Consider the following 12,203-nt stretch of genomic DNA (forward strand, 5'->3'; position numbering starts at 1 on the left):
AATCGTGGTTCGGGTCGAGAGAGTGTTCAGAGGCCGATTTGGACGTTGTCGAGGACGCCGAGCGCGTCCGGGACGAGGACGGCGGCGGAGTAGTAGGCGCTGACGAGGTAGGAGATGATCGCCTTCTCGTCGATGCCCATGAACCGGACCGACAGGCTCGGCTCGTACTCGTCAGGGATGCCGGTCTGGTGCAGGCCGACGACACCCTGGTTCTGCTCGCCCGTGCGCATCAGCAGGATCGACGTGGTGCGGGTGTCGCTGATCGGGATCTTGTTGCAGGGCAGCACCGGGATGCCGCGCCAGGACGGCACCTGGTGGCCGTTCATGTCGACACTGGCCGGGTAGATCCCGCGCTTGCTGCACTCGCGGCCGAAGGCGGCGATCGCGCGCGGGTGGGCGAGGATGAACTCCGGGTCCTTCCACACCTTGGCCAGCAGCTCGTCCATGTCGTCGGGCGTCGGCGCCCCGGTGCGGGAGTGGATGCGCTGCTTGGCGTCGGCGTTGTGCAGCAGGCCGAACTCGGAGTTGTTGATCAGCTCGTGTTCCTGGCGCTCGCGCAGCGCCTCGATGGTCAGGCGGAGCTGTTCGCCGACCTGGTCCATCGGCTGGTTGTAGAGATCGGCGACGCGGGTGTGGACCTTGAGGACGGTCTGCGCGACGCTCAGGTCGTATTCGCGCGGGGCGTCCTGGTAGTCGACGTAGGTGCCGGGCAGTTCGACCTCGCCGGTGTGGCCCGCCGCGAGGTTGATCGGCACCTCGCCGTCGCGGCCCTGCGTGTCGTCGGCCGCGAACGCGTCGAGGTGCGCGCGCAGGGCGGGCGCGCGGTCGGCCAGCGCCTGAAAGTCCGACCGGCGCAGGGCCAGCACGGTGCACGTGGTGACCGCGCGGACGCTGTAGTCCCAGATCCGCTCGTCGACCAGGCCCCACTGGTCGAAGTACTCGCCGTCGGCGAGGACACCCACCACGGCCTCGTCGTCGTACTCGCCCGCGGCCCGCTGTTCGGCGCGCCCGTGCGCGAGGACGAGGAAGCGGTCTTCGGCGTGGCCCCACTCCACGATCGTGTCGCCCGCGGCGTACTCCTCCTGTGTGAACAGGCCCGCGAGCGCGCCGAGCACGTCCTCGTCCTCGAAGTCGCGCAGACAGGCCAGTTCCCGAAGGTCGCCCGCGACGACGCGGGCCGTGGCGCCCGACCGGTCGACGGCGACGCGGCCGTCGCCCACGGTGTAGCTGCGCCGCTGGTTGACGCGGTACGTACCACCGGTGACCTGCAACCACGGCAGTTTGCGCAGCAGCCACCGCGAGGTGATCTGCTGCATCTGCGGCGCGGATTTCGTTGTGGTCGCGAGGTTGCGCGCCGCCGCAGTGCTCAAGCTCTGCTGTGCGGCCTCCGGCCGGGCAGGGTTGAGGGGATGCACTGTCTCGGTCACCGCTGGTACCGCCAATCCTTGTTCAGGGCATGGGAAATGGAGTATGGGAAATGAAGTGAGGTGTGAAGGGATGTCGGTCCGAATTGTTGGGCTGCCGACATTTTCGAAGTTAGCACCGGGGTCAGTCACCCGACAGTCCCCGAATGGGATGGTGATAACTCGATGAAGTCCACTCGATGTGGTATTTATCCTCGACTTGGAGTAGTCGCGAGTCGATCTTTCACTCGATCATGTCGGCGCGTCCGGTCCGCCCGGCGTGTCGCGCCCGCGGGCACCCGGGCAGACTGGCGGAATGGGACCGTTGGTGATCTTGGGTGGCCGCAGTGAGATAGGCGTCGCCGTCGCCCGGCGGCTGGTCGAGCGCGGCGCCCGCACGGTCGTGCTGGCCGCGCGCCGCAGCGACGACCTCGACGTCGAGGAAGCGATCCTGCGTGACGCCGGTGCGACGAGCGTGGACCGGGTGGAGTTCGACGCCGACGACCTCGCCTCGCACGAGCCGCTGCTCGCGGAGATCACCCGCGCGCACGGCCCGATCGACACGATCGTGGTGGCTTTCGGAATCCTCGGCGACCAGAAAGTCGCCGAACAGGATTCCGCGCACGCGGTCCGCGTGGTGCATACCGACTATGTGGCGCACGTCAGCGTCCTCACCCATATCGCAAACCTTTTGCGACAACAGGGAAGTGGCACCGTCGTGGTGTTCTCCTCGGTGGCGGGCGTGCGGGTGCGGCGGGCCAATTATGTCTATGGCTCGGCGAAAGCGGGCCTGGACGGATTCGCCTCCGGGCTGGCGGACGCGCTGCACGGCAGCGGTGTGCGGCTGCTCCTGGTCCGCCCCGGTTTCGTCGTGGGCCGGATGACGGAGGGCATGTCGCCCGCACCGTTCTCCAGCACCCCGGACCAGGTCGCCGCCGCCACCGTGCGCGCGCTCGGCGGCAAACGCGGCGAGGTGTGGGTCCCCGCCGTCCTGCGACCGATCTTCGCCGTGCTGCGGCTGCTGCCGCGCGCCGTGTGGCGAAAGATGCCCCGCTAGGGTCCGGTAGACCAGCCGCGCTGTCCAACCGCCGCCTAAGGGGACCGTGACGGCACCCGACCACGGTCACCCAACACTCCGCGCCAGCACCCGGCAGGTGACCCAAACATGAAATTCCGGGGAGGCGGACTAGCCCCAAGGCCGTGTAGTTAAGGGGTTCGCTCTGGTTGTCAAGGATCGGGCAGGGCGGGGATGTCGATGTTGATGGTGGCTTTGTAGCTGGTCCGGTCGATGGTGCCGCGGGCGTTGTATTTGGAGATGGCCCGTTTGACGACGCGGGGGCTGGTTCGGATGCGCCGGTCGGGTAGGAGGTTGGCCAGGACCAGCCTGCCGATCGCGCCGACGAGGTCGATCACGGTGTCGGCGATGACGCCTGCGGCCAGGACGACTTGGTCTTGGGCGGCGTGCAGTGCGACGGTGAATCCGGCCCGGTCCGGGTCGATGCCGGGCCGGGTGTCGGTGGCGTCGGCCATCGCCAGGCGTAGGACCTGGTAGGTGAGCAGCAGGGCGTAGACCTCCTGGACCACGCCGGTCGGGGTGCGGGCGCGCAGGACCTTCCCGCCCAGGATCGTGGACTTGATCTCCAGGAACGCGGTTTCGATCTCCCACCGCTCGTGGTAGAGCCTGACCATGTCGAACGCCGGATGGCGGTGGTGGTCGAGCAGGGTGGTGACCAGCCGGTAGGCACCGGTTCGCAGCCCGGCACTGGTCGCGATGGTGATCTCGGCGTCGATGACGCGGACCGGGAGCACACCCAGCATCGACAGGTAGGACCCGTCGTCGTAGCGGCGCAAGGGCGGCAGCTTCCGGGCGGCCTTGACCCGGAACAGCACGTGCGCCCCGGTTTCGGCGATCGCGGCAACCAGGTCCGCGGCGGCGAAGTTCCGGTCGGCCAGCACGATCATGCCCTTCCGCAGGCCGCTGACCAGCCGGGCGGCATAGGTGGTCTCACCGCTGGTGGCCGGGCCGAAGACCGTGTCCAGGACGGTGCGGGTGCCGCAGCAGACCAGGACCAGCATCCGCAGCAGTGGATATGAGGACCCGCCGTTGTGGCTGCCGGGTTTGGTGAACACGGTCAGGTTGGCCGTGCTGTCCGCGACGGTCATGGTGGCGCCGTCGATCGCGGTGACCAGCAGCCCGCGCCACCGCACCCCGCCCGTGGTGCCCGCCGCGGCGGGGCCGCGCAGCAGGTCGAACAGTGCCCGCAGGGGTGCGATCCCGATCCGACGGCGGGCCTGGCACAACGCTCCCGTGGTCGGTGTGGCCACATCCAGACCACCCAGGCCGGCGGTGAGGCGGTGCCACACCTGCCCGTAGCCCAGATCCGCGAACAGGCACCCGGCCAGCAGGAGATAGACCACGACACGGGAGGGCAGATCCCGCACCCTGGCCTGCACGGTGCGGGTCTCGGCAAGGATCTCGTCGACCATGTCGAAGGGCACGATTTGGGTCAACTCGCCCAGATGACCGGGTGCGAACGGTCCCTGGGCCACGGTGATCGTGCGGGTGATGACAGACTGGGCAGGCAGCGGAGCCCCTTGGTAGTGGTTGTCTCGCGAGGACAAACCTGTCTACCGGGGCTCCGCTGTCTCATGATCAGCGGCCCCTTGACGAGACCTCAAACCGCCTAACTGAGCGGCCTTGGGACTAGCCCCGCTAACCCACGAGCCAGCGGTCGAACGCGGCGACCAGCCGCTGGTCCGGCCAGAAGCCGCTGTGGTCGATGCCGTCGGCCGCCTCGAACACCTGTGGCTCCGCGATCGGGAACGCGCTCGCGCCGTTGGCCGCGTACACGCCTTCGGTGGGCACCACCAGGTCGTTGGGCACGCGCCCGAACACCACGTCGGTCGAGGCGTTGCGCGCGCTGCGCAGCAGTCCGGAGCCCTTGATCGGCTCGTAGTTGGACGCCACCGCCCGGTAGGTCACCGAGTGCGTGGCCTGCTTGTTGAGGCGCTCCACCAGGAACTGCCCCTTCGGGTCCATCGCCATCAGGCCTTCGAGACCGCGGAACGCGCCGACCGCGACCTGCTTGGCGACCGTCAGGACAATGTCCAGCGCGTCGGTGAGACCGTTGTCCGGCACCCATTGCAGCAGGTTGGTCATCCGGTCGAGCCAGGCGATGATGTTCGCCGGGGAGCACAGCGGGGTGCCCGCGTTGGGCGTGGCGACCATGACCAGGGTGCGCACCGTCATCCGGTCCGCGGTCAGGCCGACCTCGTCGGCCAGTTCGCACAGTGCGCGCGCGACCAGTCCGCCGCGGGAGTGCGCCACGATGTCGACGGTCAGCCCGGCCCCGGCCGGGATCTGCTCGACCAGCCAGCGCGCGTTCGCGACCGGGTCGACGGAAAGCGTGTGGTGGTCGTAGGCGAACACGCGCCCGCCGTAGCGGGCCGAGATCACGCCCAGCGTTTCCGGTGCCACACCGTGGAATCCGGTGTGGCTCTGGCTCGCGGTCCCGTGCACGAACAGCAGCGCGGGACCGGCGCCGAGGGCCTGCCAGTCGACCTGACCTGCTTCCGCGACCCGGTGGTCGACGAAGTCCCGCAGCCGCACGCCCCGGTTCTTCTGCTCCCACCGCCCGGCGAAGTGATCGCCGACCTTGCCCAGCACGGGGTCGATGAGCGGGAACACCAGGACCTTCAACAACTTCGACCCGACCGCCCCGATCAGCCCGCGGGAACCACCGGGATCCGCGGGCGGCGCGACGGCCCGGCGGAAGGTGTACGTGCGCCGGTCGCCGCCGCGGCTGGGCACCTCGTCGGGCGGCACGTCATCGGGCAGGTGCCAGCTCAGCGCGCCTTCCTCGTCCGCGGCGAGCACGACCTGCCCGAGGCCGGACCCGGGCCCGGGGACCTCGACGCTGATCGCAGGCTCGCCGAGGCTGGTCGACCGGCTCGCACCGGACGCGAGCTCCGGGACCTCCACCGGGTCGATCACCCGCACCGAGAGCTGCTCGGTGAAGTCGCAGCGCGCCAACGCGCGCAGCAGCGCGAGGCGCGCGTCCTCCGCGCCGCGCATGCCGTCGGTGCCCGGCAGCAGCACTTCGACCTGTCCGGTGAGTCCCGGCGAGACGACGACGACGTCGCCCACCCGCACTTCGGTTCCGTCCGGCCGCAGCGGTTCAGCCATGGTCATGCCCCTTGATCGCGCCGCAGCCGCAGCCGCGGGTGTCCGAAGAACTGGTAGGCCAGCGTGGTCGCGGGCCAGGTCGGGTAGTGGTCACGGGAGACCTCGGCGCGGGACCGGCGCAGGATCTCCGCGGGTGCCAACGCCTGCGGGCCATAGGCGTCCCGGTAGAATGCGTCGGCCAGCGCGCTGGCCGCCTCGTCGTTGACATTCCACAGTGGAGCGACGACGCCCGCCGCACCCGCTGCCAGGAAAGCCTTCGCCAGCCCCGAATAGTCGCCGAGCACCTCACCCGCGGCCCCGACTTGGCAGGCGTTGAGGAAGACGAAGGGCGCGGAGCTGAACGCCATCGCGGAGACCTGGTCCGGCTGCAGGAACCGGGGAACCAGCCGGTCCGGATTAGCCTCCGATGGTGCCAACAGGACCAGGCCGTCCTGGGCGTTCTCGGGGTCGTACTTACCGTGCAGCGCGAAATGCAGGACGCCGCCGTCCGGCCCGGCTTCCAGGCAGTCGAGCACCGCCGAGTGCAGCGGCTGGACCTCCACCGCGGGCGGGTAGGTCAGGCGCAGCCGCTCGGCCTCGGCTTCGGCGTGCGGCAGCCGTGCCCACCCGGGCACGCCCTCGTACCGGGCGGTGACCACGATGTGCCGGTCGGCGCGGACCTCCGTCGGCGGGGTCGGCCGCGGCCGCTTCCGGGCGAGCACCCAGCGTCCGATCGCCATGCGCGCCCCGAGGAACGGGCTGCCGACGGCGGGCGGCGGGTCGAGCACCGCCAGCTCCCACGGCACGTGCGGCTCGGAGCTGAGCAGCAGCACGGTGGCGGGGTCCGGGTAGCGCGCCGCGCCCGCCGCGTTCAGCGCCGCGCAGACCTCGTCGGGGATGTGGTCGGCGATGGCTCGGCCGACGCCGATCAGCTTGAGGGTGCTGCCGCGCGCGTCGCCGCCGAACGCGCCGACGTCGAGCCGCACCCGGCGCGCGAACGCCGCCGGGTCCTCGCCGATCTCGCTGCGGTACGGACCCGGCGCGGAGGCCACCCCGGGAACCGAGCTTCTGGTGCTCCACAACAGGGTCTGGCCGCGCACGTCCTCGCCGCGCTCCACCACGACGACCAGGTCCGGCGCCTCGTGCTTGAGCAGCGGGCCGATGTCGAGCATCGCGCCGCCGAAGAGCGGGACGGTGCCCGACGGCGTCCCGGTGACCTCGATGGCGCGTGAGGCGTATCCGCGCAGACCGCCGTCGACGTAGTACGACGCGCCGATATCGCGGCGGGACCGCAGGCTCTCCCCGCGCAGCGCGGTCATCCGCAGGGTGACCACCGGATACGGGTTCTCGGCGCCGACCGTCAGGATGACCGGGTTCGACCAGCCGACCGGGGCGAACGCGGTCGGGTCGTACATCAGCGCGATCTCCAGCCGCACCAGCTTGTCCGGCAGGGAGATCGGCCCGGTGCCGAGCAGCGCCATGTCCTGTTTCGGGCCGATGCCGACGGTGAGGTCGAACTGTTCGTCGATGTCGACCGACGCCGGACACTCCAGCGTGGGCCACACCTCGCGGGCGCTCGGGGGTCCCTGGGAGAAGTCCTCGAACGGTTCGAAGTCGTCGGGCGGGTTGCCGGGCGTGACGGTTTCGCCGGGGTGGGGTTTCGCGGGTTGTTCGAGCCACGGTGGCCGCCACGCGCCCGTTCCCTCATCGCCATTGCCACCCGGGGTGAGATCTCGGTTCGGCCGTCCCTGGACCGGGGTTTCCCCGATCTGCTGCCCCGTGCCAAACGGCGGGATGTCCGGCTGTGGCCGCCCGGTCAGCGGGTCGTGGGGATCTTCCTGCCAGAAACCGCCGTGGGGGTCTCGCTGCTGGTTGGGAAGGGCCGCGCTCTCCTTCCCTGTCAGCGCCGTGAACAGGAGGTCTGCGGCGCGGTCAGGGTCGGGGCCATCGGCGACCAGCGGCGCCATCGCGGCCACGACCACATCGGTGTCGTGGCGGTTGAGCATCCTCATGACCGACCAGGCCGGGACATTCCGGGCCAGCGCGTCGGCGACGGCTTTGCGCAGCCGTTTGGCCCGCCACCCGACTCGCAGGCCGGGCCTGGGCAGGGAACGCAGCAATGCGACCGCGTCGGCGTGCCGCCCCGGCGTAGCCAGCGCGATGATCAGCTGCTGCCGCTCCGATTGCCGCATCACGAACCCTCCCGCACCGTTAGTCGTCAACGTAGTCAGTCGCGTGACCTCAATGGCCCCTCGGGTGTGCCCCCGAATTGACGAATCGTGCACCGCCGCCGGTCACACACAGTCAGTGATTTGGTGACACGGAAGGGTCATCGGCGGTGCCCGATAGGCCACTCGGTGTCCCATTGAGCCGGATGCAGCAACCGTGTCCACACCGGACTTGATCTCGTCTTGATGTTTGCTGTTGGAAACTGGCCAACGGTCGTTCCGATGTGGAGTAGTCGGACACTGGTCCTTCGGCGGTGTCGATCTCTCGGCGAAAGCCCTTGCCGACCCGCGAACCTGGCTGGGTGTTGTCCCGCTTCGGGTCCAGTCCGATGGGCCGAACGGGTCACCGTGAACCCGGCGCGGGCGCTGGACCTCGCATTGTTCCAGGCTTCACTTGGCGAACCTTCCACAATGCACGGAAATGCCGTTAGATTCAGGGTCGACCGTGGGGCAACGGCAAAATATGGTCACGATGAGTGACGCGACTGGGCTCTTGCGCGGGCCGCCCGGCCGCGTCCCTCGCAGGGGAGGGCGACGGATGGCGCTGGTCGAACGCAATGAGGAACTGAAAACGCTGAATCGGCTGTTCGCCGAGTGCGCACGCGACCGGGGGCAGGTCGCGCTAATCAGCGGCGGGGTTGCCAGCGGCAAGACCGAACTTCTCCACACCTTCGCCGAACACGCCAGGGGCAAGGGCGCGACCGTGCTGACCGCCACCGGTTCGCGAGCCGAGCACAGCCTGCCGTTCGGTGTCCTGAAGCAGTTATTCAACGGTCCCGCTTTACCCGAGGCCGTGGCCGCGACCGTCGCCTGCCTGCTCGCGGGCGACGACATCGCGGCGGCCACGGCTGACCCTTCCGCGGTGAAGTCCGACCCGGTCTCGATCGGCCGATCCCGCGCGGTGGTCCTGGAGGGCCTCTGTGCCGCGTTGACGGAGGCGGGCAGGCGGCAGCCCGTCGTCGTCGCCGTCGACGACGTCCAGTTCGCCGACGCCCCGTCTCTGCAGGCCCTGCTCTACGTGCTGCGCCGGATGCGCTTCGCCCGCGTCATGATCGTCCTGACCGAGTGGGCGCTGCCCCGGCCCGCCCGCGCGGTGTTCCGCGCCGAGGTGACCCGCCAGCCCAACACCACGCACCTGCGGCTCGCGGCGCTGTCGAAACGCGGTGTCGAGGAACTGATCCGCGCCGAGCTCGACCCGGTCACCGCCCGGGCGCTGGCCCCCGTGCACCACGCGCTGAGCGGCGGCAACCCGCTGCTCGCGCACGCCCTGATCGAGGACTACCGCGCGGAGGTGCGGTCCGGGGCGGGCCGGGAGAAGGAGATGGCCGTCGGCCAGGCCTACGACCAGGCCGTCATTGCCTGCCTGCACCGCTGGGAACCGGCGATGCTCGAAGTCGCGCGCGGGCTCGCGCTGCTCGGGGACGCCGGAACACCCGCCATGGTCGGCAAGCTGCTGGACATGGGCGCGGACGCCGCCGCCCACGTCCTCGACGTGCTGGAGACCGCCGGGCTGCTCGACGGCGGCCGGTTCCGCCACCCGGTGGCCCGCGGGGCTGTCCTGCGTGGGCTGGCCCCCGCCGACCGCGCCGCCCGGCACCTGCGGGTGGCCCGGCTGCTGCACCGAGAGGGCGCATCGGAGACCCAGGTGGCCGACCACCTCGTCGCCGCCGACCAACCCGACGGGAGTTGGGCGGTCAGCGTCCTGCGCCACGCGGCCCGCGAGGCCATCGTCGCCGACCGGCTGGACCTGGCGGTCGCCCGGCTCGACCTCGCCGCCCGCTGCTGCGCCGACGAGACCGAGCACGCCGACATCGTCACCCAGCTGCTGCGCATCGAGTGGCGGTCCAACCCGACCGCCGCCCTGCGCCACCTCACCCCGCTGCTCGACGCCCGGGCCCGGGGCACGCTGGCCGACCACAACGCCGTGCACCTGGCCAAGCACCTGTTCTGGTCCGGCCACACCGAGGACCTCGCGGGCACGCTCGCGGGTCTGGCCGCGTCGGTCGCGGCGGGTGAGAAGCCCAAGTCCGGCCACATCGGTCTCGTCGTCGGCTGGCTGTCGTTTGTCAACCCGGTGGCGAGCGCCCGGATCAAGGTGCTCCCGAAGCCGTCCGGCCGCAACGACCCGTGGAGCCGCGCGGGCACCCTGCTCGACCGGATCAGGGCAGGCGAGTCCGACGCGCGCACGGCCACCGACGCCGAGCACATCCTCCGCAGCTGCCGCCTCGGCGAGCAGGCCTTCGGCGCCCAGGTGTCGGCCCTCGCCGCCTTGATCCACGCCGACCGCGTCGACCGCGCCGCCACCTGGTGCGCGTCCCTGCTGACCGAGGCGACCAGACGCCGTTCGGTCACCTGGCAGGCTGTGCTTAACGGCGTGCGCGGCGAGATCGCCCTGCGCCAGGGCGATCTCCCCGCCGCCGCGAGGTACGGCCGGATCGCCACGGAGGGCTTGTCGGCACAGAGCTGGGGCGTCGCCATCGGCTCGCTCCTGGCGACCCGCGTCAGCGCCGCCACCGCCATGGGCGACCACCAGCACGCCGCCGACCTCCTGCGGCAGCCGGTCCCCGCCCCGGTCTTCGAAACCCAGTTCGGCGTCCACTACCTCTACGCGCGGGGTCTGCACTATCTGGCCACCGACCGCCCCCATGCCGCACTCGGCGAGTTCCAACGGGCAGGCGAGCTGCTGCGGGCCTGGTCGATCGACCTCCCCACCCTCGTCCCGTGGCGCGCGGGCGCGGCCCAGGCTTTGGTCGCCCTCGGCAACCGGGAGGCGGCACGCGGTCTCATGACCGAACACCTCGCCCTCCCAGGCTGCCGGGGCCCCCGCACCAGGGGCATCGCCCTGCGGGTGCTGGCCGCCACCGTCGACCCCGCCCACCGCGTGTCGGTCTTGGCCGAAGCCGTGGACTCCCTCCACCTCGGCGGCGACCGCTTCGAGCTGGCCAGAGCCCTCACCGACCTGAGCCACGCCCACAGCGAGGTCGGAGCGGCCGAGAAGGCCAGGGCGGTCGCCCGCCGCGCCTTACAGATGGCCAAGCGTTGCCAGGCGGAACCCTTGAGCCGCTCCCTGCTACCGGGCCGCACGAACGACGAACCACACCGAATGCCGGAACCGGACCGCCCCAGCCTGGACGTCCTGAGCGAAGCCGAGCGTCGGGTCGCGGTACTGGCCGCGCTGGGACACACCAACCGTGAGATCGGCGGAAAGCTGTACATCACGGTGAGCACCGTGGAACAGCACCTGACCAGGGTCTACAAGAAGCTGAAGGTCACCCGCCGAACAGATCTGCCGGCAGGCCTGCCAAGGCAGCTGCAAACCCAGGACGACCGCTAGGAACGCACCCGCACCCACCACCCCACCGGCCCCAATTAAATCCAGCTTCAGTTCGATCCCTGCCACCCACAAATAGCAACGGGCCGATCCCGACGGCCTGTTTGGGTGGTTCGCCTTGATTTGGGTGAAATGGACCTGAACTTTCGCGGCGCGGTGCAGTTTCCCTATCCTGCCCGCTTTACCCGCGCAGGTCCATTTCCGGGATCCCCAAATCAAGGCGAACCACCCAAACAGGCACCACGAGTCAAAGCCGGCGGATCACCCGGCAAAGTCGCAGGCTACGAAACGCCCAGCTCAGACCGGATGCGAGAAACCACCGCCCCCATGTGCTCATTAAGGAAGAAATGTCCCCCAGAATAAACCGCCAAAGAAAATCCCACAGTCGTATGTGAAGCCCACCCCCGAGCCTCCTCGACCGACGTAGTCGGATCGTCATCCCCAGTCAAAGCCACAATCAGCGTATCGAGCGGGGGAACGGGACGGGCCAGATAAGTCTCCACCGCACGAAAGTCATTCCGAACCGAAGGCAGAATCAGCTCCACCAACTCAGGCTCGTCAAGCAGCGCGGTATCGACCCCGCCGAGCCGCTTCATCGCCAAAATCACCCCAGCGTCATCCGCCTGATGGACCCGCTCGTCTTCGCGCGTGATCGACGGAGCGCGCCTGCCGGAGGCGAACAGCCGGTGAGCGGTGATCCCACGTTCCTGAAGCCGCGACGCCAGCTCGAATGCCACCGCCGCCCCCATGCTGTGCCCGAACAGCGTCAGCGGCCGGTCCGCCCAGGGCGCGATCACGTCGGCCAGCCGGTCGGCCAGCTCGTGCACCGAGTCGACCAGGGGTTCCGCGGCCCGGTCCTGCCGTCCCGGGTACTGCACGGCCAGCACGTCGACGTCCGGGGAGAGGGCTTTGGACACCGGAAAGTAGTAGCTCGCGGACCCGCCCGCGTGCGGCAGGCAGACCAGCTGGTGGGTCGCGGCGGGGGCTGGATGGAATCTGCGGACCCACAGGTTGTCAGTCGGTAACGGCATACCAACTAGACTGCCCGCATCCCCGCCAGGCTTGTAGATGAGGTA

The 12,203-nt window shown here is 70.0% G+C and carries 7 protein-coding genes; 2 read left to right on the forward strand and 5 right to left on the reverse strand.

Annotation, left to right across the window (positions count from 1 at the left end):
• Positions 1-26 precede the first annotated feature (26 nt).
• Positions 27-1,427, reverse strand: a complete 1,401-nt coding sequence (locus ACUZ2Y_RS25620; protein ID WP_476323493.1) for a family 2B encapsulin nanocompartment shell protein — start codon at positions 1,425-1,427, stop codon at positions 27-29.
• Positions 1,428-1,719: 292 nt separating this feature from the next.
• Here ACUZ2Y_RS25620 and ACUZ2Y_RS25625 point away from each other — a divergent pair, with 292 nt between their 5' ends.
• Positions 1,720-2,460, forward strand: a complete 741-nt coding sequence (locus ACUZ2Y_RS25625) for an SDR family NAD(P)-dependent oxidoreductase (RefSeq protein WP_476323496.1) — start codon at positions 1,720-1,722, stop codon at positions 2,458-2,460.
• Between the two features lie 170 nt (positions 2,461-2,630).
• On the opposite strand, the gene ACUZ2Y_RS25630 is transcribed toward ACUZ2Y_RS25625, so the two are convergent.
• The 3 genes from ACUZ2Y_RS25630 to ACUZ2Y_RS25640 form a co-directional block, all read right to left on the reverse strand.
• Positions 2,631-3,953, reverse strand: a complete 1,323-nt coding sequence (locus ACUZ2Y_RS25630; RefSeq protein WP_476331683.1) for an IS4 family transposase — start codon at positions 3,951-3,953, stop codon at positions 2,631-2,633.
• Between the two features lie 163 nt (positions 3,954-4,116).
• The gene (locus tag ACUZ2Y_RS25635) at positions 4,117-5,589 is read right to left on the reverse strand and encodes an alpha/beta hydrolase (RefSeq protein WP_476323499.1); all 1,473 of its coding nucleotides are present in this window, start codon (positions 5,587-5,589) and stop codon (positions 4,117-4,119) included.
• Between the two features lie 2 nt (positions 5,590-5,591).
• Complete coding sequence (locus ACUZ2Y_RS25640; protein WP_476323502.1) at positions 5,592-7,760, reverse strand: CHAT domain-containing protein; 2,169 nt, start codon at positions 7,758-7,760, stop codon at positions 5,592-5,594.
• 574 nt (positions 7,761-8,334) lie between these two features.
• Between ACUZ2Y_RS25640 and ACUZ2Y_RS25645 the strand changes: the two genes are divergently transcribed.
• Positions 8,335-11,130 (forward strand): helix-turn-helix transcriptional regulator, encoded by a 2,796-nt coding sequence (locus ACUZ2Y_RS25645; protein ID WP_476323505.1) that lies wholly within the window; start codon positions 8,335-8,337, stop codon positions 11,128-11,130.
• A 278-nt stretch (positions 11,131-11,408) separates the two neighbouring features.
• Here ACUZ2Y_RS25645 and ACUZ2Y_RS25650 read toward each other — a convergent pair whose 3' ends face one another.
• Positions 11,409-12,158: a thioesterase II family protein gene (locus ACUZ2Y_RS25650; RefSeq protein WP_476323508.1), complete on the reverse strand. Its 750-nt coding sequence runs from the start codon at positions 12,156-12,158 to the stop codon at positions 11,409-11,411.
• Positions 12,159-12,203: the final 45 nt, after the last annotated feature.

The sequence above is a fragment of the Actinokineospora sp. UV203 genome (assembly GCF_056323665.1).

Coding starts and splice junctions, on each gene's coding strand:
- ACUZ2Y_RS25625 (WP_476323496.1), top strand. CDS start 1,720: ATGGGACCGTTGGTGATCTTGGGTGGCCGCAGTGAGATAGGCGTCGCC.
- ACUZ2Y_RS25635 (WP_476323499.1), bottom strand. CDS start 5,589: ATGGCTGAACCGCTGCGGCCGGACGGAACCGAAGTGCGGGTGGGCGAC.
- ACUZ2Y_RS25640 (WP_476323502.1), bottom strand. CDS start 7,760: ATGCGGCAATCGGAGCGGCAGCAGCTGATCATCGCGCTGGCTACGCCG.
- ACUZ2Y_RS25645 (WP_476323505.1), top strand. CDS start 8,335: ATGGCGCTGGTCGAACGCAATGAGGAACTGAAAACGCTGAATCGGCTG.
- ACUZ2Y_RS25650 (WP_476323508.1), bottom strand. CDS start 12,158: ATGCCGTTACCGACTGACAACCTGTGGGTCCGCAGATTCCATCCAGCC.